Here is a 24,536-nt window from a genome sequence, read left to right on the forward strand (position 1 = left end):
CGTCACGAGGACCTCAGGAAGTCGATGATCGCCGGGGCGGCCTGCACCCAGGTGTCGAACAGGCAGAACGTCTTCCCGCCGCTCTGGGCGAATCTCTCGCCGGCGCGTTCCCAGGCGTCCTCGGGCCAGGGCGGATCGATCAGTTTGGAACCCTTGATCAGACAACTCACCTCAAGTGAGGTGCGTTTGGGGTGATCCCAGTCGTTCTCGCCGCCACGGATGATCAGGGTGGGAACCGTGATGTTGTCGAACATCTCGTCGGGGACGCCGGGGATGGTCTGGCCGGGTTTCGACACGAACGCATTGAGCCACCGCAGCATGACCTTGAGGAACTCGTCGGCGTCGAGGTCGAGCAGGCGCTCCCGGTTCGCGGGGTTCTCCGCGATCCGTTCCCGCCATTCCGGCACGTTCAGCAACCCCTCGATACCCAGCCCGCGGACTGCCAGGATACTGGGGGTCACATAGTGGCCGCCGAGTACGAACGACCCGTACACCCCGCCGACGATGTTCCACACCACCAGCTTTCGCACGATCTCGGGATAAAGCATGGTGGTCAGCATCGAGTCCCGCGCGCCACCGGAGCCACCGAGGATGAAGCACGGCCCGATGTCGAGGCCGGTGATCAGGTGGTACAGCGTCTCGGCCCGCATGTGAGATTCGCTCTGCCCGTAGAACTGCACGTCCGACCTGCCGCAGTTCGGCCGGTCCCACAGCAGCACCCGGTAGCCGCCCTCGACGAGGGCCTCGGCCAGCGGCCGCAGGCCCGGAATGTCCTTGCTGAACCGGCCGCCGGGAGTCAGCGCGATGAAATCGCCCTTGTCGCCGAGGATTTCGTAGACGACGTTGCCGCCGTTGACCTCCATGGTCTTCTCGCCCGGCTTGAGTGGACGAGTCACCGCCAGATCCGTTGATTCGCTCGCAAGCTCGCTCATGCCATCACCAACACATCATCTCCAACCACACGGACCGGGTAGGTACGGATACTCCATTCCGGCTTCACCGCGGTGGTGCCGGTAGCCAGCTCGAAACCCCATTGGTGCCAGGGGCAGTAGATGTACTCCTTGTCGCGCACCATCACAGCGTCGCCGGGAACGTTGTCGTCGACCACCGTGCGGCCGCGGGCACGGCCCGAGCACAGCGGACCGCCCTCGTGCGGGCAGTAGTTGGCGATGGCGTAGAAGGTGCCGTTGACGTTGTACACACCGACCCCGTGGCGGCCGATCGGCACCAATTTGTGTGTGCCGGGAGGGATTTCGTCGACTGTGGCGACGACGTGCTCGCGTCCCTGCGCGAGCCGGGGGCGCTTGTCGGGTTCGCTCATCTCAGAACACCCGGACCTGTCCCTCGAGGACCGGAACGGTCTCGGGCAGCTTGTAGGTCTCGATGCCGTTGCGGAACATGATCGCCTCGCGCGCATGCTCGGGCAGGTGCTTGACCAGCCAGCGGGGGTCGTCGAAGGTCCAGTGCGGGTAGTCGCTGGAATACAGCAGGATCTTCTCGCACTCCATCCACTCGAAGGCCCGCGACAGTTCGGTCTTGTCCTCGGGGTAGTCCAGCGGCTGGGTGGTGAACTTGATGTGGTCCTTGACGTACTCACTCGGCTTGCGCTTGATGTCCATCCAGTTCTTGCGCTTCTCGTAAATCGCGTCCATCCGCCACATCAGCGGCAGGATCCAGGTGAAGGCGTGCTCGACGAACACGATGCGCAGCGTCGGGAAGCGGTCGAAGACGCCGTCGAAGATCAGGCTCATCACCTGGTTGGCCGCCAGCAGCGAGTAGCTGACCATGAAATCGTGGTTGTAGCTCGGCAGGCCCACCGGAGGCGTCGGGAGCGTCTCGTACTCGCCGCGGGACAGGTGGCAGCTCACAGTGATGTCGTGCTTGGTGGCGGCAGCCCAGATCGGGTAGTACTTCGGGTCGCCCCACGACGGCCGCGGCTCGGCCTTGATCAGAACCTGTGCCATGTAAGGGTGTTGCGCCCACTGCTCGATCTCGGCCACCGCCAGCTGTGGTTCCTCGATCGCCACACAGACCGATCCACGCCAGCGCTCGTGCCAGTTGTTGTGACTGTCCAGCCAATGGTTGGCCAGCCACAGGTTGGTGGCGGTGCAGTAAGCGGCAGTGGCTTCACCGAGTCGGTGCTCGGAATGCGTCGGCTCAAGGATGGCGATGTCGGAACCCGCCTCCATGATCAGCTGGCGCAGTGCCATGTCCGGGTCGCTGCAGGCGAATTCACCGTCGGGCGGGAACGCATCCACCCGCATTGCGTACGCGTGCGCGTAATCCGGGGCGTCGTAGTAGATCTGCTCGCCTACCTTGTGGCTCAGAAAGTACTTGCTGCGCCAAGGTTCCGGGATGTACTCGATCAACTCGCCGCGCCGTGGCATGGGGTGGACGTCGGAGTCGACGCACCGAACCGCGATCCGCTCGGCCGCCGGCACCCGTGGGTTTGTGGTGATGGACATGAAGGTCTCCCTCGATACCTACTGTGCCGCAACCGCGGACGATGAACCTGAACTCGCGAATTCGTCCTCCAGCCCGTAGAGCTTGGCGGCGTTGCGCCACAACAACTTCTCGCGTTGTTCACTGCTGAACGCGCTCGGGATCTCGGGCTCGTTGAGCTGCCAGTGCGGATAGCTGGAGCCGAACATCACCATGTCTTCCTTGCCGGTGAAGCTCAACCACTCACCGGCGAACTCGGTGTCGCCGGGACCGTCGAGCGCGCCCTGGACGAAGTACACGTGCCCGGGCAGGTAGTCGCTGGGCATCTTGGGTGCCCACGGGGTCTGCTCCAGGTGGGGACGCCCGAAGCAGTCCATCCGCCACATGAACGGGGTCAACATATCCGCGGCGCCGTCGGCCCAGACGAACTTGAGATCCGGCGTCCGCTCGAACACGCCCTCGGCGATCATGTTCATCAGGTGATAGATGTAGTTGAGCGCCATGAAGCCCAGGTACTGCTCGTAGGTCCGGGTCTTGCCCGACGGTGTCGGGGCGAACTGGATGCCGGCCCCGCCCTCGATGTGCACGGCCACCGGCAGGCCGGCGTCGGCGGCTGCCTCCCACAGCGGCCAGAACTGCGGCTTGCCATAGAGTTCGCGTGACTGCATCGGGATGCCGATCTGCACCACGCGCGGGTGGTCCTTGTACTTGTCGATCTCGCGCAGGGCACCCACGATGTCGTCCGGATTGACCCGGATGGTGCCGCGGAACCGCTCACCGTGCTCGTCGTGTTCGAGCCAGCGGGTGACCATCATCGCGTTGTGCGCGGCCGCAAGGGCGGTTCCGAGGTGACGGTCGGGCATGATGCCGCGGGTCATCGGGTGCAGGATCGCGAGGTCGACGCCGCGGTCGGCGAACAGGTGCTGTGCGGCGATGTCGGGATCGGAGCCAGGGTACTGGCGGTCGGGCCCCTTGGTGCCCTTCGCGTACTCGCCGCCCGGTGCGCCGTACCAGTTCATCTCGTAGTCGGGAAAGCCGCGGCTCGCGAACGGCTCCTGCAGAAAGTTCTGCCGCAGGTCCTTGTTCGAGCCGAAGAAGACGTGCACGCTCGCGTCGATCACGGGCGTTCCCGCACTGCCGGGTTGCGCGGGGTCGTTGATGGCCAAGGCTGTCCTCCGATGTCCGTCCGGAAACGAGCTGTGCACGCACTGATGACGACGTGCTTGTCACGCCGGACCTTACAGCCAGTCTAGATCCATATTCTTCTATGGCAAGAACATAGTTCTCAGAGCGTTGGGCGCCTTTGTCGCAGGTGAGCGCCGGTGCTGGTCATACGCATAGGGCACTACGTTGGAGAACCGGTACTTGATAGAGGAGAAGGTCACACCATAGAAAGAGAATGTTATTCTCATCGCGACGTGACAGTGCAGCAGGAGGCGGCGGGTGCTACTCGAATTCGATGCCGATCAGCGGCTATGGCAGGAAACCGTGCGCGACGCGGTGACCAAGCAGTGCCCGGCCACGCTGGTCCGTGAAGTGGCCGAGCAGGGTGTCGATCCGGCACCGCTGTGGCAGAGCTATATCGACCAGGGCTGGACGGAGCTCACCGAGCCGAATGCGGTGGAGCTCGCGATCGTGCTCGAGGAACTCGGCCGGGCCACCGATCTGACGCCCTATCTGGCGACGATGACTCAGTACGCACCCCTGGCGGGGGACCGGTTCGACACGGCCAAGGCCGGCGCCGCGGTGTACAGCGGTGTGACGGCCAACCGGGATGCCACCGGCTGGGTGCTGGCGGGAACCGCACACCACGTGCTCGACGGCGACCGCGCGCAGAACCTGGCGGTGGTGACCGACGGCGGTGTCTTCCTGGTCGACGCCACCAAGGCCGTAGTGACGCGCAGCGCGATCTTCGATCCGGTGCTGCACGTGGCGGTGGTGACGTTCGACAACGTACATGTCGATGACACAGACCGCATTCACGTGGACACCGAGAAGGCGCGCCACCTCGCCCTGACGGGCATGGCCATCACGATGGTCGGTGCCTGCCAACGGGTCCTGGACCTGGCACTCGAGCACGTCAAGCAGCGCCAGCAGTTCGGTGTGGCGATCGGATCATTCCAGGCCGTGCAGCACAAAGCGGTCGACATGCACGTCGCCATCGAAAGAGCGCGTGCGCTGGCTTATTTCGCTGCCTTGGCGATCGCCGCCGATGACCCGCGCCGGCGGCTGGCGTCGGCGATGGCCAAGGCCGCAGCAGGGGAGTGCCAGGCGGTGGTGTTCCGCCACGGCCTGCAACTGTTCGGGGCAATGGGCTTCACCTGGGAGAACGACGTCCAGTTCGCGCTCAAGCGGGCCAAGGCCGGCGAGCTGCTGTTGGGCGGCGCGGCCGAGCACCGCGCGTTGATCGCCGCCGAGTACCGCACGAGCTACAGGGGACTGTAAATGCAGCTGACATACGACTCCGACGTCGAGGAGTTCCGCGCCGAGTTCTCCGCATTCCTGGATGCCAACCTGCCGTCGGAGGCTCAGACGCTCGAGCGGCCCCGGTCGGTCTCGCACATGCCGCAATGGGCGCGCGACTGGCAGCGGCTCCTGTTCGACAACGGGTGGCTGCTCCCCGCGCAGCCGCCGGAGTTCGGTGGCCGCAACGCCACCGTGGTGCAGACTTTCGTCCACCTCGATGAGCTGTGCCGTCGCCGGATCTATCACAGCTTCAATCCCCAGGGCGTCAACATCATTGCGGCGTCCCTTCTTTCGTTCGGTTCCGAGGAGCAGAAGCAACGCTGGGCCGTCCCGGTGCTGCGGGGTGAAAAGACCGCGTCGCTGGGCATGAGCGAGCCCAGTGCCGGTTCGGACCTCGCGTCACTACGCACGCGCGCCGTGTTGGACGGCGACCACTTCGTCGTCAACGGCCAGAAGGTGTGGACCTCAGGGGCGCATGACGCTGATTGGCTGCTGACCTTCGTGCGGACCGACCCGGACGCGCCGAAGCACAAGGGAATTAGCGTGCTGATCATCCCGACCGACACTCCCGGCGTGGTGTGCCGGCCCTTCGCCGACATGACTGGCGAGGAGAATCTCGACTTCAACGAAGTGTTCTTCACCGACGCCCGGGTGCCGGCCGAGAACCTCGTCGGTCCGCTCAACGGCGGTTGGGGCGTGGCCAACGGATCGCTGGGTCACGAGCGCACCATGATGTGGCTCGGTTTCGCCGATCGAATCGACAACATGCTGGCCGACTTTCGGCCGAAAACCGAGCTGGAGCGGGACCAGTACGCCACCACCGTGATGGACTACCAGGCGTTGCGCGCCATGGGTTCGGCGGCGCTGGCCAAGGCGTCGCGCGGGGAGGCCGACACCGCCTCGGTGTCGGTGCTCAAGCTGTTCGGCTCCGAGGCCGAGCGCACGGCGTTCGAAAACGCGCTGACCGCGGCCGGGCCCGATGGTTTGATCCACCCGACCACCTCAGGTCCATACGAGCACATGAACCTCGACCACTACTTCGCGAGCTGGTTCGAGCGCTATGCCCGTAGCTTTGGCGGCACCATCGCCGGCGGCACGTCGGAGATCCAGCGCAACATCATCGCCACCCAGGTGCTGGGGTTGCCCCGCCGCTGAGGACCCTGGTGCACCGATGACGCGGAACAAAACTTAGGTTACAGTCAGCGTGATGTTCACGCTGCGATTCGACATGCGTGCGCCGCATACCCCGGCGGCTGACCTCTACGGCGCCGCCGTCGACATGTGTGCCTGGGCCGAGACGCGAGGCGCGGTGATGGCGGTGCTGTCCGAGCACCACGGTACCGCCGACGGACACCTCGCCGCGCCGACCATCTTCGCCTCGGCGATCGCCGCACGCACGAGCCGGCTGGCGATTCTGCTTGCCGCAGTGCCCATTCCGTTCTGGGATCCGGTCCGTCTGGCCGAGGAGATGTGCGCACTCGACCTCATCAGTGGCGGCCGGGTCTCGTACGCCTTCGGTATCGGGCACCGCGCCGAGGAGTACGAGCACTTCGGGGTGGAGATGAGCACGCGGGGCAAGGTGGCCGACGAGCGGCTGGCGCTGCTGATGCGGCTGCTGGCGGGGGAGAGCGTCGACCATGACGGCCGGCGTGTCACGGTGACGCCCAGTTGCACGAGCCCGTCTGGACCGCACGTGCTCATCGCGGGCGGTACCCGGGCTGCTGCCAGACGCGCGGCGCGGCACGGCCTCGGGTTCATCTCACAGACGGCAATGCCGGGCCTCAAGGAGTTCTACGAGGCCGAGTGCCGGGCCAACGGTCACGAACCCGGCGTGGTCCAGTTGCCCGCGCCGGGCACTCCCACCACGGTGTTCGTGGCCGACGACGTGGATCGGGCTTGGGATGAGTTGGGACCCTTCCTACTTCATGATGCGATGACCGCCGCCGGTTATCGCCATGGTGATGACACGGTCGCCAGTATCTCGCGCGCCGATACCGTGGCTGCGCTGCGGCAGACCGGCGGTCCGTATCAGATCCTGACGATCGCCGAGGCCGTCGGCTACCTTCGGGTCGGCCGGCCGCTGCCTCTGCTGCCGCTGTGTGGTGGGGTGCCGCCTGACATCGCGTGGCCGTACCTAGAGCGTGCGGTCATGGCGTCCGAACGCACCTGACGGCGAAGACGATGAAGGGGCAAGTGTGACAAGACCTTTACGCACCGTGGTATGGGGGACCGGAGGCGTCGGATCGATCGCGGTCGACGCGGTCGCCGGCAGGCCCGATCTCGAACTGGTGGGAGTGTGGGTGCACTCGGCGTCGAAGGTGGGGCAAGACGCCGGTGCGTTGGCCGGCCGGCCGGCGCTCGGAGTGCCAGCCACGAATGATGGCGACGCGCTGATCGAACTGGCCCCGGACTGCGTGGTCTACGCGGCGAGCGGACCAAGCCGTGACGCCGGTGCGGTGCCGGACTACCTGCGCCTGCTTGGCGCCGGGATCAACGTGGTGTCGACGACATCGACCGGTCTCATCTACCCGCCGGCCTACTACTCCTCGGAGTGGCGCAATGACCTGGAAGCCGCGGCAACGGCCGGGGGCGCCTCGTTCTACGCGTCGGGCGTGTTCCCCGGCTTCGGCTCGGACCAACTGGCGCTGATGTTGGCGACACAGTCGAAGAAGGTCGATTGTCTCAAGGTCACCGAGGTTTCCCTCAACGACCATTACCCGGTGGCCGACGTGATGATGGACGGGATGGGTTTCGGGCGTCCGCTGGATTTCGAACCGATGCTCAAGACCCCGGGATTCATCGAGATGGCCTGGAAAGCACCGATTTATCTGATGGCTGACGCGCTCGGGGCCGAAGTGTCCGAGATCAGGGGTTCACTCGACCGCCGGACCACCGAGCGTGACGTCGAGGTGGCGTTCGGGACGATCGTGGCGGGAACCTGCGGCGCGGTGTGCACGCGAGCGGCCGGTGTGGTGAATGGTCGCGAGGCCATCGTGATCGAGCACATCATCCGGATGTCGCGCGACGTCGCGCCTGATTGGCCGTCGTCGGAATTCGACGCGACCTACCGGGTCGACATCGCGGGCGAGCCCGACATTCACTGCGCGATGAACCTGGGGGAGGCCGAAGGCCATGGTGCCGGGCGGGCGGCGATGGCGGCCACCGCAATGCGGGTGGTCAACGCGATTCCCTACGTCGTCGAGGCGCCGGCAGGCTTGTTGAGCTCGCTCGACATCCCGAATACGTTGCCGAAGCACGTTTTCGGTTAACGCGCGAGGACACCGCGCAGGCTGGTGTCGCGGACGTGGATCTGCGACGCGCGGGTGCCCAACTCTCGCAGGATGTTCTCAGGGATCCAGCCTACGCAGAGGACTGAACGGGCCAGCATCTCGTTCGACGGGCTGTCGATGCTGATTTGGCTGGTCTTGATCCCTTCGGCGAGAAGCGATTTCACTTGCTTGACGCGCTGGGTGAACAACCAGCCCGGGTTGGGTGTGTCCGGGGGCGACTGGCGCATCCAGGCCAGCTGGATCCGGAACTCGTCGCCGAACTGGTCCAGCGCGTTGGTGTGGATCCAGCTCAGCGCATCGAGCTTCTCGACCGGCCTGCCCTCGGAGCGCAGGACCTCCGTCCAGCCCACCGCGATCTTCTCGCCGAACGACTGCATGATCGCCGCGAGCAGTTCGTCCTTGGACCCGATGAGCCGGTAGACCGTGCCGGTGCCCATCCCCGCCGCCGAAGCGATGTCGCGGACGGTCGTGCTCTCGTAGCCGCGGCGGCCGAACTCCGCTCGCGCCACGGCCCGGATATGCGTCGTCTTGTCGTCGGCAGCGGAGTTGGCTTCCTCGACCCAGCTGCGCACCACGGCATCGGCAGCCAGGAACGGAAGGGATTTATCGAGTTCGGCGTCGGTGGGCTGAGCTGTGGACAAGCCTTCCAGGAGAATTCGGCACAGCAGGGTGGCCACCTTCTCCGGTGCGGCGTTGTGGCGCATGACGTCGAGGCCGACCTGCAGCATGGTCTGGCAGATCCGGTCTGCCAGTACGGCCAGGTCGACGTCGGAGCGGAGGTATCCGGCCCATCGGGCGGCCCGTAGCGTCTGCTGCATGGCGTCGAGCGTGGCCGTCGGACGGCGCTGTGCCAGGGCGACGAGGTCGGGGTTGGAGCTCGGGCTCTCGTAGAACGACATCTGCAGCGCGGCGCGGTGGGCGACCGCGCACCGCGCGATATCGGAGCCGAGCTCGGCGATGCGGTCGAACGGTGACGCCGGGTCGGGGCCGTCCAGCCGGCCCTGTGCGTGCTCGGCAATGCGGTCGAGATCGTGGTGGTACCGCTCGAGCAGTTCGACGAGGATTGCTTCCTTGGACTCGAAATGGTGATAGAGGCTGCCGGGAAGAATGCCGGCCGAATCGGCGATCTCCTGCAAGGAGGTACGTAAGCCTGAGGTGGCGATCAACGATGCGGCGGTCTGGAGGATCTCGGTCCGGCGGGTGCGGTCCGCGGTTGCGGCACCGGCGTCAGCTGCGCGACCTGGGGTGCGCTTGAGCGTCTTGCGCTCCCCAGGCGTTACCTGGGGACGGCCCACAGCGGCTCCACGATGATTGCTGGCTCCCGTCACACGTTTTGGGTGGTCAGACCCAATATTTGGTTAGAGGCTACCAGAACGGTGCTGGTGGCCCGGGGATCCCGCGAGGCTCATGCGGTGACGCCCAGCCGCGCGGTGACCTCGAATACCTCGTCGTAGATCGACCCCGGAATTGCGAACGGCTCGGTCGCAGCGACTTCGGAAAGATGAGCCGCGATGTCGTCGGCGCTGGGGTTGCTGTGCGGCGACGCCATCCAGCCCTCGCCCAAACCGACGAACACGCGGGCGAAGCGACCCGCACAAGCCGAGAAGTTCTGATGACTGAGCGTGCAGTCGCGGCTGGCCAGATACACCACCAGCGGCGCAACCAGTTCCGGCCGGATCGCCTGAAAGAAGCCGTTGTCCTCAAGGACTTTCGGATCACCCAGCGTCTCGGTGACCATCCGGGAAATGCCGAACGGGAGCACGGTGTTGGCCAGGATCCCGTGCGGTGCGCCTTCGAGCGCGATCACGTTGGTCAGCCCGAGAAGCCCGGCTTTGGCGGCGGCATAGTGCGCCTCCAGGTGCTGGCCGAACATTCCTGCCGAGGAGGCGATGAAGACGAACCGGCCGTAGCCCTGGCTCTTCATCACCCGGTAGGCGGGCTGGGCCAGATAGAAGCCGCCGTCGAGGTGGACGCTCAACATGCGGCGCCAGTCCTGCGCAGACAGCTCGTCGAACGGGATGCTGTTGAAAATGCCGGCATTGCTGACGACTGCGTCGAGCCGGCCGAACCGTTCGACGGCCGTGCCTACGATGGCCGCACCGCCCTCGGGACTGTCGACCGAATCGTAAGACGCCACCGCGGTGCCGCCGGCGGCGATGATCTCCTCCACCACCCGGTCGGCCACCACGGCATCCGCGCCCTGGCCCGCCATCGAGCCACCGAGGTCGTTGACCACGACGGCAGCGCCGCGCCGTGCCAGTTCGAGCGCGTACATCCGGCCGAGTCCGCGACCGGCACCGGTCACCACCGCGACCTGGTCGTTGAAGTCGATCATTTTGCTGCCCTTACTGGTTGACGTCCCGGCCCGATGGATTGACTCCGGGTGGGCCGAACCCTACGGTGGAACAGATATTTGGTCAACGTATCGACTGGACCGTGGAGGTATCGGGTGTCTACCGACGGGGACCGCGATCGATTCTCCGGGTTGGGCATGCTGGCGTCGGCGCTCGCCGCCCGCCCGGTCGCGGTGGCCGCAGCGGCTTCCGGTGCCGCACCGTGGACCGACGGCCAGACCGTTTTCGTCGACCCCGCCGCACCGCCGCGCGTACAGCTCGAAACCGCGGCCGTACAGGCGTCGCTGATCGGGGCGGGCAGCCTGGACCCCGATGTCCTCAGCGCTCTGGGACGTCACCGGCGACTGGCCCGGCGTTATCTGGCCGTCGAGGGACATCGTGCGGTGCTGGCCAACGCCGCACTTCTGCCGAATTCCCTTGGCGCATTGGGGGACCGCAATATCGGTGCACGCAGCGACTCGGCGGCGACCTCCCTGGCGATCGCGCGGGGGCGGGATGCGCTCGACGACCCGCCCGCGGCATTCGGTGTGATCCAGGCCAAGAAGGTCCTGGTGACGTGTGCGGCGGCCAGGCCCGGCGGCCAGGACTCGGTCGGACACGTGCCGCGTCGGCAGGGCGAACGGGAGCTGGAGGAACTCGACGAGGGCGATATCGACGACTCCGATGACCCCGACCTGTTCTCCAGTCCGGTCGGCGGCGGCGGGGCGATCGGAAAATGGCTGAAGAAACTGTTGTCCTCGGCGCGCAAGGCGGGCGGCAATGGTGGGGGACCGCCCGGAGCCGACTCGCCGACACACCGCACCAATTCGACGAAACGCGGAGCGCATGCGGTCTCGTCACTGGCCACGGTCTCCTCGGAGGACCTGGCCGACATCAGGACCGAAGGGGTGAAGTACCCCGAGTGGAACGCCGAACGCCGGGTGTATCGGCTCGACTGGTGCACTGTCCGCGAGGCTGACCCGCAGATCAAGCCACACGCCACCCAGCAGATCGAGGATGCGATCAGCGTCCGGCGCCCGCTGGCTCGCCTCGGCATGGGTCTGCATCGGCGTCATCGCCAGTCCCAAGGTGACGACATCGACATCGATGCCGCACTTGAGGCCCGCGTCGAGGTCCGGGCCGGATCGATACCTGACGAGGCCGTCTATCTGGACAGCCTGCGCCGCCGGCGCGACCTGTCGGTGCTGTTGCTGCTTGATGTCTCGGGCTCGACAGCGGAGCCGGGCACGGTCGGGCGCACGGTGCACCAGCAGCAGCGCACGGCGGTGGCCCATCTCATGGCGGCGCTGCACGATCTGGGCGACCGGGTGTCGCTGTACGCCTATTACTCCCAAGGGCGGGAGGCCGTGACCATGGTCCCGGTGAAGCGGTTCGACGACCACCTGGATGCGCAGGTGTTCCGGCGGCTGAACAGCCTTGAGCCGGGCGCTTATTCGCGTCTCGGGGCAGCGATCAGGCACGGCTCGTCGGTCTTGGAGGAACGCGGGGGCACCTCCCGGCGATTGCTGGTCGTGCTGTCCGACGGGCTGGCCTACGACCACGGTTACGAGCGGGCCTACGGCGCCGCTGACGCCCGGCGTGCGCTGACCGAGGCGCGGCGCCGCGGGATCGGTTGTGTGTGCCTGACCATCGGTGCCAGTACCGACGTGGAGTCGCTGCGCCGGGTGTTCGGGAGTGCTGCGCACGCCGCCATCTCTGGTCCCGATCAGCTGGCCGGCGTAGTCGGTCCGATGTTCCGCTCGGCGATTCGGTCCGGCGAGGTCCGCCGACGTGTGTCGTGAAGGCCGCCGTTTATCGTTGATCTCAAGTGCCAGAAGGATATTGGTGACATCGGTGCGTGTGCGCCGCCGTCGCAATCAGTGGTTGAAACAAACATCTGTTCCGGGTTAGGCTCACTTTTGTATCGCAGCGTCGCGGATACGACGAAAGGTGTGTCGATGGCCAACGAGTCCGGACTTGCTCACCAGAACGGTGCCAGTCCGCAGGCCCTGAACCCGCGCCCCTACTACAAGCCGGTCGGCGCCGAGGAGACGGTGTTCAAGGCGGCCTACCGGCAGGGTCTTTCAATGGTCCTCAAGGGCCCGACCGGGTGCGGCAAGACGCGGTTCGTCGAGGCGATGGCATACGACCTCGGCCGGCCGCTGATCACCGTCGCCTGCCACGACGACCTCACCACTGCCGATCTCGTCGGCCGGTTCCTGCTGCGGGGTGACGAGACGGTCTGGGTGGACGGGCCGCTGACGCGCGCGGTCCGAGAAGGCGCGATCTGTTACCTGGACGAGGTGGTCGAGGCCCGTCAGGACACCACGGTGGTGCTGCACCCTCTTGCCGATTACCGGCGTCAGCTGCCGATCGAGCGCCTCGGCATCACGCTGGACGCGGCGCCGGGATTCGGACTGGTCATGTCCTATAACCCTGGCTATCAAAGCGTTCTCAAGGATCTGAAGGATTCGACGCGGCAGCGGATGGTGGCGATCGAGTTCGGTTTCCCCGACCCCGAGGTCGAGGAGGGCATCGTGGCCCACGAGGCGGGGGTGGGTCAGTCCACCGCCGCCGAGCTTGTGCGGTTCGGGCAGGCCATCCGGGGCTTGGAGACCGGTGGCCTGCGTGAAGTCGCATCGACCCGGGTGCTGATCGCGGCCGGGCGCCTGATCGCCGAAGGCCTGCCGTTGGCCGTGGCGGCCAGGGTGGCGATCGCGGGTCCGCTGACCGACGACGTTGCGGTGAGCCGTGGCCTGCACGAGCTGATCGACGTCTACCTGGGCGAATCGGCACCAGGTGATTGACGCGCTGTCCCAGCCCCGGTTAGGTTCAGAACAAATATTAGGTCGACCCCGGCGCTACTTCGATGAACGCCCACCATGGAGGTCACATGTCATACGAGAGCACTGCGGAGCCCATCAAAGTCGGTTACCTGATGGACTTCACGTTGCCGCCGGGTTTTCCGGACGAGCTACGCGCTTCGTTCACCCAGACGTTTGACCTGGTATTCGAGGAGGCGGTCGAGCAGGGGCTGATGGATCGGCCGGTGCGGATGATCTACCGCGAGGTGGAAGGTCTGCCGAAGGGTTCGGTGAAGGCCGTGATCGACGCTTACGGCGAACTCGTCGAGGAGGGTTGCCTTGTGGTGTTCGGTCCGAACATCACCGACAACTGCGTGCCGCTGCGGGAAGCGATCGAGGAACGCTTCAAAGTGCCGGCGATCAGCGTCACGGGCACCGACGACTGGCTCGGCGAGTGGACCTTCGCGTTCCCTCAGGGGTCGATGACGGATGAACCCATCTTTCTGACGGATCTGGTTGCGAAGCGGGGTCTGACCGAGATCGGGGTGCTGGTCGAGCAGAACCTCATCGGTGACAGCTATCTGAAGAATCTTCGAACAGCATGTGCCCGCAAGGGGATTCGGATCGTCGCGGAAGCGGCGATCGCGCAGACCGCTCAGGACATCAACGCCGCGGTCAGCACGCTGCACGAAGCGAAGGCCGAGGCGATCGTGCACCTGGGGTTCGGCTTCGGCATCGTCTTCATCAACCCGGCGCTCGAGGCGGTCAACTGGGATCCGCCCCGCTTCACCACCACTGCATTCCAGAACGCCTGGGTCAACCCGATCATGTGGAACGCGTTTCTGGGCTGGGTCGGGGTCGATCAGTACGACGAGGGCAACGCGGTCGGACAGGCCTGGCTGAACCGGTATGCCGAGCGGTACCAGGGCAGTCGTCCCGAGTACTGCGTCACGGTGGTCAACCACGATGTCGCCGCCACGCTGGTGCGCGCGTTCACCGATGCGCACCCGTTGAGTCCGCGCGGGGTCAAGGAGGCGCTGGAGCGGGTGAAGATGATGCCCGCGGCTTCTGGCGCGCCCGGAACCCGGGTGTCGCTGGGGAAGTGGACACGGCGCGCGTGGATGGGTTCGGGGTATCTGGTCGCCCGGACTCTCGATGAAGACGGCGTCAACTCGCATCTGGTGGATCGCTTCGGGGAGGCGTGACGTGACGACCCGAGAATCACTGCCGCCCGACACACGGGTCGACAGACCGATCCGGGAACGCAAGGGCCCGAACTGGGGTCGGGTGATCGCACTGTTGGCGTGGCTGGGCTTCCTGGGGTTGTTCGCCGCTGTGGGACGGACGGAGGTAGACCCGCGGGTGGCCAACCCGAACGTCGAGGGCCGTCCTCGTCCGGTCGGGTTCCTCACCGGGTTCGATCACTGGCAAGTCATCCCGCAGGTCGGTGCCGGGATCATGGTTCTGGTCTTGACCATCGTCTTCATCCGCGGCTGGCGCAAGAACCCCGGCAGCCCGGTGCTGCTGATGGTCCTGGTGACGACGCTGATCGTGTGGCAGGACCCGATCATGAACTGGTCGCCATACGCGGTGTACAACCCGATCTTGCTGCACTGGCCGGAATCCTGGCCGCTGATCATGATGTCGCCGACCGTCGAGCCGTTCATCGTGTTCGGATACGTCACGTTCTACTTCGGCCCGTACTTCCCCGCCATCTGGATCCTGAGGAAGTGGCAGGCCAAGCGCGGTCCAGAAGCGTTCGTCACCCGGCATCCGCTCATCAGCCTGGGCGCCCTGGTATTGGTGATCGGCTTCATCTTCGATGCCATCCTGGAGGTCAGTCTGGTGCGCACCGGGCTGTACATCTACTCGCAGGCGATCCCGTTCGGCACGTTGTTCCCCGGCACCACTTTCCAGTTTCCGCTGATCTGGGAATCGCTGTCGGTGACCTTCGTGATGGTCCCGGCGGCAATTCTGGTGTACCGCGACGACACCGGAAAATCGGTGGCGGAGAAGCTTGCTGCGAAGGTGAAGCTGTTCCCGACCAAGCCGGTCCTCGGCACGTTCCTGGTGATGTTCGCGATCATCAACGTGTCGTACTTCGCCTACGGAGCCTGGTTCTGGGCCATCAAGGCCAGCGGGCTGGCCACCTCGGTCGCCTGCCCGTGGCCCTACCCCGAAGCCAAGGTCTATGACCCGCAAGGGTTCTATCGCGCAAACGGAGCCGAGGGGCCGTACTCGGTGGGAAAGTGGTCGACCTGGCAGCAGGGTCCGGCCCGCAACCTCGACGTCGAGTTGGGGTCCAAGAGCAACCGGTGCGCGACGGGTGGCCAGGATGGCTGAGCGGACTGTCGTCATCACGGGTGCGTCCCGCGGGCTCGGCTTCGCCTCGGCCACGCGTCTCTACCACGAGGGGTGGCGCGTGGTCGCGGCGATGCGCTCGCCGGATCGGGGAATGCCGCTGCTGCGTGAGGCCGCCGGAGCCGCGCAGGACGACGACAGGCTGATCGGTATCCAACTCGACCTGACCGACGCCGCGTCGATCGCCGCGGCGGCCAAGGGCATCACCGAAGCCGTCGGCGCCCCCTACGCGGTGGTGCACAACGCAGGCATCTCGGCGGCAGGGATGGTCGAGGAGACATCGCCGGATCTGTGGGAGCGCATGTTCGCGACCAACATCTTCGGTCCGGTGGCGCTCACCAAGGCGCTCCTCCCGTCCATGCGGAAGGCCGGCCGGGGCCGCGTCGTGCTGATCTCGAGTGCCGCCGGTGTACGCGGAATGCCCGCAACCGCACCCTATTCGGCTGTGAAAGGCGCGCTGGAGCGGTGGGGCGAGTCGATGGCGGGAGAGGTCGCACCCTTCGGGATCGGCGTCACGATTCTGGTGACCGGCACATACGACACCGAGATCATCACCGACGCGGGAACGACCGACGACCGCGACCTCGACGGTCCCTACGCTCGGCATCACAGCACGATGGACAAGCGCGGGCGAGCCATGATGAAGCGGGCGGCGAGATCACCCGAGAAGTTCGCCGAGGGCCTGGCGAAAGCGCTCGACGGATCAAAGCCATTCGCGAAGTCCGCGGTGGGGCCGGATGCGCGAATGTTGTTGATCGCCAACCGTTTGCTACCCGCGGCGGCGTTGCATCAGCTGACCCGGCTGATGATGGGGATCCCGCGGTTCGGCGCACTCCGAGGAGAGGGATCCGGCCATGGCTGACCCCGTGAAGACGACATTCGAATCAAGAATGCTGATCGACGGCAAGCTCGTCGACGGCGAGGCAGGCACGTTCACCAACATCAACCCGGCGAACGAACAGGCGCTCGGAGAAGTCTCGGATGCCTCGAAAGCCGATATGCGACGCGCCATCGAAGCGGCTCGCCGGTCATTCGACGAGACCAGCTGGTCCACCGACCACCAACTCCGCAAGCGGTGCCTTGAGCAACTGCATCGGGCGATCGAGGGTGAGCTGGAGGAGTTGCGCGAGGAACTCATCTCCGAAGTCGGTGCGCCGCGCGCCGTGACACACGGACCGCAACTCGATGCGCCGCTCGCCGACGGACTCACATATCCGGCCAAGCTCATCGAAACCTTCCCCTGGGAAACCGATCTCGGCGACACCGTGGTGTCGGTCACCGGCGTGAACACCACCCGCAAGGTGTGGCGTGAGCCGATCGGAGTGGTCGGCGCCATCGTGCCGTGGAATTTCCCGTTCGAGGTTGCGGTCAACAAGCTGGGGCAGGCACTGGCGACCGGCAACACCGTGGTGCTCAAACCTGCACCGGACACCCCGTTCAACGCCACACGGCTGGGCCGCCTCATCGCCGAAAAGACCGACATCCCCGCGGGTGTGGTGAACGTCGTGACCGCATCGGATCACCTTGTCGGCGAGGAACTGACCCTGTCACCCATGGTCGACATGATCTCCTTCACCGGCTCGACGGCCGTCGGCAAACGGATCATGGAAAAAGGCGCCGCGACGATGAAGCGGCTGTTCCTCGAACTCGGCGGCAAGTCGGCGACGATCGTGTTGGAGGACTTGGATGACACAGCGTTCAACTCCGCATGTCTAATCGGCATCGGGCCCTTGTTGCACGCCGGGCAGGGCTGCGCCGCACCCACCCGGATGCTGTTGCCGCGTTCGCGCTACGCCGAGGGCGTGGCGATCCTGAAGGCCATCTACGAGAACATTGCGCCGGGGGACCCGCAGGACCCGGCAACCCTGTGCGGTCCGGTCATCTCGGCCAAGCAGCAGTCACGCATCCTCGGCTACATCCGCAAGGGTGTCGACGAAGGCGCCACGATGCTCGTCGGCAGTACCGAGGCACCGAAGGAGTTCGACAAGGGATTTTGGGTCAGCCCAACCCTTTTCGTCGATGTGGACAATTCGATGACCATCGCCCGGGAGGAGATCTTCGGACCCGTTCTCGCCGTCATTCCCTACGAGGACGAAGAAGACGCGATCCGGATCGCCAACGACAGCCCGTACGGGCTCGCCGGCAACGTCATGTCGGGCTCGCTGGAGCGGTCGCTGGCCGTCGCGCGCCGGCTGCGCGCCGGGTTCATCGGGCTCAACGGCACCGCGGGCTACGGCGCCGATACCCCGTTCGGCGGCTACAAGGACAGCGGCGTCGGGCGCCAGAACGGTATTGCCGGATTCGAGCAGTACACCGAAGTGAAATCCGTCGCGTACCCCGCGCAGTAGAGGAGAACGTCTGTGGAACAGCTCTTCGACGATCTAGAGGACTTCGGCTCGTTCGACGACGCCGTCTCCGGTGACGTCCGGGATCCGTTCCCGGAGCTCGCCAGGCTCCGGCGTGAGGAGCCGGTCCAGCGGATCGACATGTCGGCTATGCCGGGGGAGGCCGGTCTACCTGTGTTCATTGTCTACCGCTACGAGGATGCCCAGCAGATGCTGCGCGACAATCTGACGTTCTCATCGTCCGGTGTCATCGCAGCGTTCGGCCCGGTGCTCGGTGAACGAGTGATGCTGGGTATGGATGAACCGGTACACGGCCGGCTGCGTTCGCTGGTGTCGAAGGCATTTTCGCAAAAGGCCCTGGCACGTTGGGAAGACGAGTTGGTCGGTCGCGTCGCCAACGAGCTCATCGACAAATTCGCGGCCGACGGCAAGGTCGACCTGGTCAAGGAATTCACGTTCGACTATCCGAGCCGGATCATCGCCGGACTGCTGGGGCTGCCGGAGGAGGACTATCCGCAATTCCAGCGATGGTCCATCTCGCTGCTGAGCTGGATCATGAACCCCGAGCGTGGGCTGGCGGCGTCGGCCGCGCTGTGCGAGTACTTCGCCCCGATCCTGCTGGCCCGCCGCGCGCAGCCGAAGGACGACATGATCAGCCTGCTCGCCGAGGCCGACATCGACGGCGAAAAGCTCACGGACGAGGAGATCTTCTCCTTCCTGCGGTTACTGTTGCCCGCCGGAGTGGAGACGACGTACCGGTCACTGGGCAACCTGCTCTTCGGGTTGCTCTCGGACACAACTCAACTCGATGCTGTCCGGGCCGACCGGTCGCTGCTGCCGCAGGCGATCGAAGAAGCGGTGCGCTGGAATCCGCCCTTGCTGACCATCACTCGGACCACCACGTGTGACACCGAACTCGGCGGCGTGCACATCCCCGAAGGGTGTTCGGTAATGCCTATGCTGGGCTCCGCGAACCGGCAGGAGGATCGCTGGTCCGATCCGGACGAGTTCGACATCTTCCGCACGTCCAAGGGAAACCTGGGCTGGGGCCACGGGGTGCACGTGTGCCTCGGCATGCACCTGGCGCGCCTCGAAATGCGCACCGCCATCAACCTTCTCCTGGACCGGCTGCCCAACCTTCGGCTCGACCCAGACGGAGACGACCCCCACATACGTGGGCAGGTCTTCCGGTCGCCGACGTCGTTACCGGTTCTGTTCGGATGACAACGAAAAGTGACCAGGAGAGCCTGAGATGACCGACTTCGAGACAGTGGACTTCTTCACCGACCCGGCGCTGGTGCCCGACCCATATCCCTACTTCGACCATCTGAGATCGAAATGTCCTGTCGCCCATGCCACTCCGTTCGACGTGCTGGCCGTCACCGGTTATGACGAGGCGCTGGCGGTCTACAAGGACCCCGCGTTCTCGTCGTGCGTGTCGGTGGCGGGCCCGTTCTCCGGCCTGCCGTTCGGGCCGGGGGACAGTGACGACGTCTCGGAGCTGATCGAGGAACACCGGCTCGCGGTCCCGATGGGCGAGCACATCACCTCGCAGGATCCCCCGCTGCACACCCGCACCCGCGGTCTGATGAACAAGCTGATCACCCCGAAGCGCCTCAAGGAGAACGAGGACTTCATGTGGCGGCTGGCCGACCAGCAGCTCGACACGTTCGTCGACCGCGGATCGGCCGAGTTCCTGGCCGATTACGCCAAGCCGTTCTCGCTGTTGGTCATCGCCGACCTGCTTGGTGTTCCCGGCGAGGACCACGAGGAATTCAAGGCGGCGTTCGCGCTGGAGACCGTGGGCGAGCTAGGGAAGGAGGCGCCGACCACGCACAACCCCCTGCAGTGGCTCAACGACAAGTTCTATGCCTACATCGAGGACCGCAGGCGGGCGCCGCGTGAGGACGTGCTGACCGGGCTGGCGCAGGCCAAGTACGAGGACGGATCGACGCCCGACATCGAGGACGTCATGAACCTGTCGACATTCCTGTTCGCCGCCGGCACCGAGACCACGACCAAGCTGGTCAGTTCGGCGGTCCGGTTCATCGCGGACAACCCGGGATTCGAGACTATGCTGCGCGACGACCGGGCCAGGATTCCGTCCTTTCTCGAAGAGACACTGCGGATGGAGAGCCCGGTCAAATCGCACTTCCGGATGGCGAGCAAGACCACGAGCATCGGTGACGTCGAGGTGCCGGCCGGTACGACGGTCATGGTGCTGCCGGGAGCCTGCAACCGTGACGAACGGAAATTCCCCGACCCCAACACCTTCCAGCCCGATCGCTCCAACGTGCGGGAGCAGATCGCGTTCATCCGGGGAGTGCACTCGTGCCCGGGTGCACCACTGGCGCGCGCGGAGGGCCGGATATCGCTCAACCGGATCTTGGACCGGATGTCCGACATCACGATCTCCACCGAGCACCACGGCCCGGCCGAGGATCGCCGTTACAACTATGAGCCGACGTTCATCATGCGCGGGCTCAGCGAGCTTCACATCGAATTCAAACCGGCCGCTGACCGGCCAGCACACTAGGAGCACAGATGACCGGAAAACTCGATGGCAAGGTCGCTTTCATCACGGGTGCGGCCCGCGGGCAGGGCCGGGCACATGCGATCGCGATGGCGGCCGAAGGCGCCGACATCATCGCGGTCGACATCTGCCGCGACATCCCTTCCAACCCTTACCCGTTGGCCACACCCGACGACCTGGCCGAGACCGAACGTTCCGTCAAGGAACTCGGCCGTCGCATCGTCGCCCGTGTCGCCGATGTGCGCGAGCGCCACGAACTACGTGACGCGGTCGAGGCTGGCATCGCCGATCTCGGCAGGCTCGACATCGTGGTCGCCAATGCCGGCATCCTGCCGATGGCGATGGGCGCCCCGGACCCGATGCAGTTCGTCGACGCCTCCGACGTCGATCTGGTCGGCGTGATGAACACCGTCGCGGTCACCGTCCCGCATCTGCCCGAAGGGTCGTCGATCATCGTCACCGGATCGACCGCGGGCATGATCCGGGGCACCACCGACAACCCCAACATGGGCCCCGGCGGAGCGGGATACGGGTGGAGCAAGCGCGTCGTGATCGAGTACGTCGAGGAAATGAGTTTGCACCTGGCCCCGAAGATGATCCGGGTCAACGCAATTCACCCGACCAACTGCAACACCCACCTGCTGCAGAACGACGGCATGTACTCCATGTTCCGGCCCGATCTCACCCAGCAGGGCAAGAAGGCCACCCGCGAGGATGCCGAACCGCTGTTCACCATCTTCCAGGCCATGCCGATCCCCTACATCGAGCCCGAGGACATGGCGAACCTCGGAGTGTTCCTGGCCGGCGACGACAGCCGCTACATCACCGGGCAGCAGATCAGAGTGGACGCGGGCTCACTGCTCAAGTGGCCCAACGGACCTGGCCGCTGAGAACCGGACATCACACAAGGAGGTGGTAGTGGGCGCCATCATCATGCTGGGCAGCCTGTTCGTCCTGATCGTCCTCATCGTCGGTCTGGTGCTGTATTTCGACCCTGAGGCGCGCAAGGAGACCGGCCGGTGAACGTCGACATCCTCATCAAGGCCGGAGTCGCGTTCGCCTACCTCACCGGCCTGGGCTTCCTGGCGGTCGGGATCTACCTGAGCTATCGACGCGGGCGGCTGCACCCGTTGCTGTTGCTCTGCATCTCGGCGCTCTCGTTCTCCTGGATCGAGGCGCCCTACGACTGGGCGATGTACGCACAGTTTCCGCCCGCGCTGCCGAGGATGCCGTCGTGGTGGCCGCTGAACATGACCTGGGGTGGGCTCCCGTCGGCGGTGCCGGTCGGCTACATGGGGTACTTCGTGTTGCCTGCCATCATCGGTGCGGCCCTGGGGCGTTGGGCGAGCGGCAAGTGGAACTGGCGGCGGCCGCAGACCTTGTTGCTCGTGGGCTTCGCCGTCGGGTTCTGCTGGGCGTTGTTCTTCAACGCGATCATCGGTGCGCGGCTCGGCCTGTTCTACTACGGCTACGTGATCGAGGGACTCGGTCTGTGGGAGGGGACCAGGCACCAGTACCCGATCTATGACGCCATCGCGATGGGCGTGCAGATGATGGTGTTCACGTATCTGCTGGGCCGAACTGATGACGAGGGCCGCAACGTCATCGAGATGTGGGCGGACAAGATCTCGAAGACCAGGCTGCAATCAGCCGTGCTGTCGGTGATCGCAGTCATCGTCGTCGGGCACGCGGTCTATGCCTCGGTCTTCGCGCCGCACCTGGTCACCAAGCTGGGCGGGTGGGTCACCGTGGGCCCCACCGAGCAATTGTTCCCCGGCGTCGCGAATCAGCCGAGATAGGCGGCCCGCGGTTGGTCCCGGCGTGCGATTGTCACGCTGGAGTGGCAGTCAGGATCCAGAGCCACTCCAACGTGACAATGCCGCAGAGATCAGTAGTTGTTGCAGGTACGCGCGATCGAGTTGATCGGCCCGAAGTACTGCGCGGCCATCGGGCTGCCCTGCAGCTGGGTCACCGTCTGCTGGCGCTCGACGGGACCCGAGGCCAGGAAATTGCGCAACGCGCCCTGGGCGAACGGAGACGTGTTGAACTGCTCGGCAAGGTCAGGACGCTGCGCGTTGAGCGCGGCGATGACCTGCTCGTAGGTACACGTGGTGTTGACGACCCCGCTGAAGTCGGGCTGGGCCGATGCCACCCCTGCTGACAGCGGAACCGCAACGGCCAGCCCGCCGAGAGCAGCCGCGATGTACTTGACAGAAGACTTGATCACCTGTTTGGAACCCCCATGTTGTTCGCCCAATAAGGCGACGCCTTGCACGTTTGCCGGACCCGACCTCATTCGAGGTTAACAGGCGGCCGACGTACAAGGCGTCGTCGCGAAACCGCTCAGTCGATGACGGCGGCTTCCTTGCGCTCGGTGATGGGCCGGGCCAACTCCTGCTCATTACAGATGCGCTGCAGCTTCTCCAGGGTCTCGTCGAGTCCCGGTCCCAGCGGCTTGCTCGGCGTGAACGTGGCCGGCAGATTCCGCATGCCCTGGATGACGCCGATGGTGTCGTAGTGCACGGTGCCCTCGGGATCGCACACGTAGTCCGGCATCCGGTCCAGCACCGCGGTGAGCATCGACTTGAACACCGTCCGGGCCACATTCGACCCCACGCAGCGGTGCACTCCGATTCCGAAGCTGAAGTGCCGGTTGCCCTTTCGGTCGAGGATGATCTCGTTGGGCTGGTCGAACACCGACGGGTCGCGGTTGGCCATGGCCCAGGACAACCACAGCCGCTCGTACTGCTTGAACTGCTGCCCCTCGACCTCGACGTCTTCGGAGAACGTGCGTCCATCGCCGGGTGCCGGGGTGAAGAAACGCAGGAACTCCTCGGTGGCCGGGTCGAGGAGGGTCGCGCGCTCGTCGCTCAGCCGGGTGCGCTCATCAGGGTGCTGGCCCAGCCATTCCAGGGCGTGGGCGGTGAGTGCGGTGGTGGTGTCGAATCCGCCGCCGATCACCAGGCCCAGGTTGCCGAGGATCTCCATGTCCGGGGCCGGTTCGCCATCGATGCGTAACTGCAGCATCGCGTTGACCAGCCCGGGCCGGGGGTTCTCCCGGATCTCCATCATGTTGTTGATGATGTCGATGCCCATTTCGCGGTGCTGCTCGTTGATCTTCTCGCGATCGGGAGAGTGCTCGGGCGTGTACACCGATGCATGGGTGGGCTCGCTGTAGACGTTCCACTTCTTGAGCTCGATGCCCATCATGGCCAGGGTGAACACCGCGGGCACCACGTTGGCCAGGTGCTCGACGAAGTCGATCTCGCCGGACTCGATGTGCTCATCGAGTGCCGCGCGGGTGATCTCGTCGACGAACGGCACCCACCGCTTGATCGCCGCGGGTGACAGATAGGGGTTCAGCGCCCCGCGGTAGGCGCTGTGCTCGGGTTCATCCATCTCCAGGATCCCGCCGCGCACCACCGTCGCGCGGCTGGCTTTGGGGATGGTGATGCCCTGGAACGGCGTCTCTCCGCTGATGTCGTGATGGTTCGAGACGACGGGGCAGCGGGCCAGCTCGAAGACATGCTTGCTGTCGGCGGCTACCCAGTGCCCGTTGTAGACGTCGGTCCATGCCATTGGGCAGCGGGACTGCATCTCCTCGGTGATCTTCTCGAACTGCAACCGGTATTCCGGCGTGTGCCGGTCGAAGTGATAGGAGTTCTTCTTACGGTCGTCGTCGGTCGTGACATCATCGATGCTCACGGCGTTGTCTCCCTTTGATATTCGGTCGTCGTCAATCTTCGATGACGATGGCTTGCTCAGGGCAGGAGTGCGCGGCCTCGCGGACCGCATCCTCCTGATCCGCGGGTACCACGTCGGAAACTGGTGACGCGTGACCGTCGACGTCGTCGAGGACGAACGAGTCGGGCGCGATCATCGAGCACAGGGTGTGGCCCTGGCAGCGACTGGCATCGACCGAAACCTTCACTACCGCAACTCCTTTCGGATCATTTGGAACC

The 24,536-nt window shown here is 65.4% G+C and carries 23 protein-coding genes; 14 read left to right on the plus strand and 9 right to left on the minus strand.

The window, feature by feature from the left end:
• Positions 1 to 2 precede the first annotated feature (2 nt).
• Genes BN2156_RS00655 through BN2156_RS00670 form a run of 4 tightly spaced genes read right to left on the minus strand, consistent with a single transcriptional unit; the run spans position 3 to position 3,608 of the window.
• Positions 3 to 932 carry an alpha/beta fold hydrolase gene (locus tag BN2156_RS00655; protein WP_090509169.1) on the minus strand — a complete coding sequence of 310 codons (930 nt, stop codon included), beginning with the start codon at positions 930 to 932 and terminating at the stop codon, positions 3 to 5.
• Positions 929 to 1,321: a Rieske (2Fe-2S) protein gene (locus tag BN2156_RS00660; RefSeq protein WP_090509171.1), complete on the minus strand. Its 393-nt coding sequence runs from the start codon at positions 1,319 to 1,321 to the stop codon at positions 929 to 931. The genes BN2156_RS00655 and BN2156_RS00660 overlap by 4 nt, the downstream gene beginning before the upstream one ends.
• A 1-nt stretch (position 1,322) precedes the next feature.
• Positions 1,323 to 2,465 (minus strand): amidohydrolase family protein, encoded by a 1,143-nt coding sequence (locus BN2156_RS00665; RefSeq protein WP_090509172.1) that lies wholly within the window; start codon positions 2,463 to 2,465, stop codon positions 1,323 to 1,325.
• Between the two features lie 18 nt (positions 2,466 to 2,483).
• Positions 2,484 to 3,608: an amidohydrolase family protein gene (locus BN2156_RS00670; RefSeq protein ID WP_162490700.1), complete on the minus strand. Its 1,125-nt coding sequence runs from the start codon at positions 3,606 to 3,608 to the stop codon at positions 2,484 to 2,486.
• A 277-nt stretch (positions 3,609 to 3,885) separates the two neighbouring features.
• On the opposite strand from BN2156_RS00670, the gene BN2156_RS00675 reads away from it, so the two are divergent.
• Genes BN2156_RS00675 through BN2156_RS00690 form a run of 4 tightly spaced genes read left to right on the plus strand, consistent with a single transcriptional unit; the run spans position 3,886 to position 8,177 of the window.
• A complete protein-coding gene (locus BN2156_RS00675) occupies positions 3,886 to 4,887 on the plus strand; it encodes an acyl-CoA dehydrogenase family protein (protein WP_090509174.1) in 1,002 nt (333 codons plus the stop codon).
• Positions 4,888 to 6,063 (plus strand): acyl-CoA dehydrogenase family protein, encoded by a 1,176-nt coding sequence (locus BN2156_RS00680; RefSeq protein ID WP_090509176.1) that lies wholly within the window; start codon positions 4,888 to 4,890, stop codon positions 6,061 to 6,063.
• Between the two features lie 52 nt (positions 6,064 to 6,115).
• A complete protein-coding gene (locus BN2156_RS00685; RefSeq protein ID WP_090509178.1) occupies positions 6,116 to 7,078 on the plus strand; it encodes an LLM class flavin-dependent oxidoreductase in 963 nt (320 codons plus the stop codon).
• A gap of 25 nt (positions 7,079 to 7,103) precedes the next feature.
• Complete coding sequence (locus tag BN2156_RS00690; protein WP_090509179.1) at positions 7,104 to 8,177, plus strand: NAD(P)H-dependent amine dehydrogenase family protein; 1,074 nt, start codon at positions 7,104 to 7,106, stop codon at positions 8,175 to 8,177.
• Here BN2156_RS00690 and BN2156_RS00695 read toward each other — a convergent pair.
• Positions 8,174 to 9,493, minus strand: coding sequence for a TetR/AcrR family transcriptional regulator (locus BN2156_RS00695; protein WP_090509180.1), 1,320 nt, complete (start codon positions 9,491 to 9,493; stop codon positions 8,174 to 8,176). The two genes, BN2156_RS00690 and BN2156_RS00695, sit on opposite strands and share 4 nt — an antisense overlap.
• Before the next feature lie 110 nt (positions 9,494 to 9,603).
• Entirely contained in the window at positions 9,604 to 10,533 is a 930-nt protein-coding gene (locus BN2156_RS00700; RefSeq protein WP_090509182.1) for an SDR family NAD(P)-dependent oxidoreductase, read from the minus strand.
• 156 nt (positions 10,534 to 10,689) lie between these two features.
• On the opposite strand from BN2156_RS00700, the gene BN2156_RS00705 reads away from it, so the two are divergent.
• The 10 genes from BN2156_RS00705 to BN2156_RS00750 all read left to right on the plus strand — a co-directional run bounded on the left by BN2156_RS00705 (position 10,690) and on the right by BN2156_RS00750 (position 22,373).
• Positions 10,690 to 12,333, plus strand: a complete 1,644-nt coding sequence (locus BN2156_RS00705; RefSeq protein WP_090509184.1) for a nitric oxide reductase activation protein NorD — start codon at positions 10,690 to 10,692, stop codon at positions 12,331 to 12,333.
• Between the two features lie 156 nt (positions 12,334 to 12,489).
• Positions 12,490 to 13,338: a CbbQ/NirQ/NorQ/GpvN family protein gene (locus BN2156_RS00710; RefSeq protein ID WP_090515288.1), complete on the plus strand. Its 849-nt coding sequence runs from the start codon at positions 12,490 to 12,492 to the stop codon at positions 13,336 to 13,338.
• Positions 13,339 to 13,424: 86 nt separating this feature from the next.
• The gene (locus BN2156_RS00715; protein ID WP_090509186.1) at positions 13,425 to 14,540 is read left to right on the plus strand and encodes an ABC transporter substrate-binding protein; all 1,116 of its coding nucleotides are present in this window, start codon (positions 13,425 to 13,427) and stop codon (positions 14,538 to 14,540) included.
• A gap of 1 nt (position 14,541) precedes the next feature.
• The gene (locus BN2156_RS00720) at positions 14,542 to 15,678 is read left to right on the plus strand and encodes a spirocyclase AveC family protein (RefSeq protein ID WP_210436558.1); all 1,137 of its coding nucleotides are present in this window, start codon (positions 14,542 to 14,544) and stop codon (positions 15,676 to 15,678) included.
• Positions 15,671 to 16,558 (plus strand): SDR family oxidoreductase, encoded by an 888-nt coding sequence (locus tag BN2156_RS00725; RefSeq protein ID WP_090509190.1) that lies wholly within the window; start codon positions 15,671 to 15,673, stop codon positions 16,556 to 16,558. The genes BN2156_RS00720 and BN2156_RS00725 overlap by 8 nt, the downstream gene beginning before the upstream one ends.
• Positions 16,551 to 18,044, plus strand: coding sequence for an aldehyde dehydrogenase family protein (locus BN2156_RS00730; protein WP_090509192.1), 1,494 nt, complete (start codon positions 16,551 to 16,553; stop codon positions 18,042 to 18,044). Before BN2156_RS00725 ends, BN2156_RS00730 begins: the two co-directional genes overlap by 8 nt.
• Before the next feature lie 12 nt (positions 18,045 to 18,056).
• A complete protein-coding gene (locus BN2156_RS00735; protein WP_090509194.1) occupies positions 18,057 to 19,265 on the plus strand; it encodes a cytochrome P450 in 1,209 nt (402 codons plus the stop codon).
• Between the two features lie 28 nt (positions 19,266 to 19,293).
• Positions 19,294 to 20,577: a cytochrome P450 gene (locus BN2156_RS00740; protein ID WP_090509197.1), complete on the plus strand. Its 1,284-nt coding sequence runs from the start codon at positions 19,294 to 19,296 to the stop codon at positions 20,575 to 20,577.
• Positions 20,578 to 20,585: 8 nt separating this feature from the next.
• Positions 20,586 to 21,464, plus strand: coding sequence for a mycofactocin-coupled SDR family oxidoreductase (locus tag BN2156_RS00745; RefSeq protein ID WP_090509199.1), 879 nt, complete (start codon positions 20,586 to 20,588; stop codon positions 21,462 to 21,464).
• A gap of 129 nt (positions 21,465 to 21,593) precedes the next feature.
• Positions 21,594 to 22,373: a spirocyclase AveC family protein gene (locus BN2156_RS00750; RefSeq protein ID WP_090509201.1), complete on the plus strand. Its 780-nt coding sequence runs from the start codon at positions 21,594 to 21,596 to the stop codon at positions 22,371 to 22,373.
• An 89-nt stretch (positions 22,374 to 22,462) separates the two neighbouring features.
• On the opposite strand, the gene BN2156_RS00755 is transcribed toward BN2156_RS00750, so the two are convergent.
• The 3 genes from BN2156_RS00755 to BN2156_RS00765 form a co-directional block, all read right to left on the minus strand.
• On the minus strand, positions 22,463 to 22,801 hold the full coding sequence (locus tag BN2156_RS00755) for a hemophore-related protein (RefSeq protein ID WP_162490701.1): 339 nt from the start codon (positions 22,799 to 22,801) through the stop codon (positions 22,463 to 22,465).
• A gap of 116 nt (positions 22,802 to 22,917) precedes the next feature.
• Positions 22,918 to 24,279, minus strand: coding sequence for a cytochrome P450 (locus BN2156_RS00760; RefSeq protein ID WP_090509204.1), 1,362 nt, complete (start codon positions 24,277 to 24,279; stop codon positions 22,918 to 22,920).
• A gap of 31 nt (positions 24,280 to 24,310) precedes the next feature.
• Positions 24,311 to 24,505: a ferredoxin gene (locus BN2156_RS00765; protein WP_003880083.1), complete on the minus strand. Its 195-nt coding sequence runs from the start codon at positions 24,503 to 24,505 to the stop codon at positions 24,311 to 24,313.
• Between the last annotated feature and the right edge of the window lie 31 nt (positions 24,506 to 24,536).

Source organism: Mycolicibacterium neworleansense (assembly GCF_001245615.1).
GTDB classification, from domain to species: domain Bacteria; phylum Actinomycetota; class Actinomycetes; order Mycobacteriales; family Mycobacteriaceae; genus Mycobacterium; species Mycobacterium neworleansense.

Coding starts and splice junctions, on each gene's coding strand:
- BN2156_RS00655 (WP_090509169.1), bottom strand. CDS start 932: ATGAGCGAGCTTGCGAGCGAATCAACGGATCTGGCGGTGACTCGTCCA.
- BN2156_RS00660 (WP_090509171.1), bottom strand. CDS start 1,321: ATGAGCGAACCCGACAAGCGCCCCCGGCTCGCGCAGGGACGCGAGCAC.
- BN2156_RS00665 (WP_090509172.1), bottom strand. CDS start 2,465: ATGTCCATCACCACAAACCCACGGGTGCCGGCGGCCGAGCGGATCGCG.
- BN2156_RS00680 (WP_090509176.1), top strand. CDS start 4,888: ATGCAGCTGACATACGACTCCGACGTCGAGGAGTTCCGCGCCGAGTTC.
- BN2156_RS00685 (WP_090509178.1), top strand. CDS start 6,116: ATGTTCACGCTGCGATTCGACATGCGTGCGCCGCATACCCCGGCGGCT.
- BN2156_RS00700 (WP_090509182.1), bottom strand. CDS start 10,533: ATGATCGACTTCAACGACCAGGTCGCGGTGGTGACCGGTGCCGGTCGC.
- BN2156_RS00705 (WP_090509184.1), top strand. CDS start 10,690: ATGCTGGCGTCGGCGCTCGCCGCCCGCCCGGTCGCGGTGGCCGCAGCG.
- BN2156_RS00710 (WP_090515288.1), top strand. CDS start 12,490: ATGGCCAACGAGTCCGGACTTGCTCACCAGAACGGTGCCAGTCCGCAG.
- BN2156_RS00715 (WP_090509186.1), top strand. CDS start 13,425: ATGTCATACGAGAGCACTGCGGAGCCCATCAAAGTCGGTTACCTGATG.
- BN2156_RS00725 (WP_090509190.1), top strand. CDS start 15,671: ATGGCTGAGCGGACTGTCGTCATCACGGGTGCGTCCCGCGGGCTCGGC.
- BN2156_RS00730 (WP_090509192.1), top strand. CDS start 16,551: ATGGCTGACCCCGTGAAGACGACATTCGAATCAAGAATGCTGATCGAC.
- BN2156_RS00740 (WP_090509197.1), top strand. CDS start 19,294: ATGACCGACTTCGAGACAGTGGACTTCTTCACCGACCCGGCGCTGGTG.
- BN2156_RS00745 (WP_090509199.1), top strand. CDS start 20,586: ATGACCGGAAAACTCGATGGCAAGGTCGCTTTCATCACGGGTGCGGCC.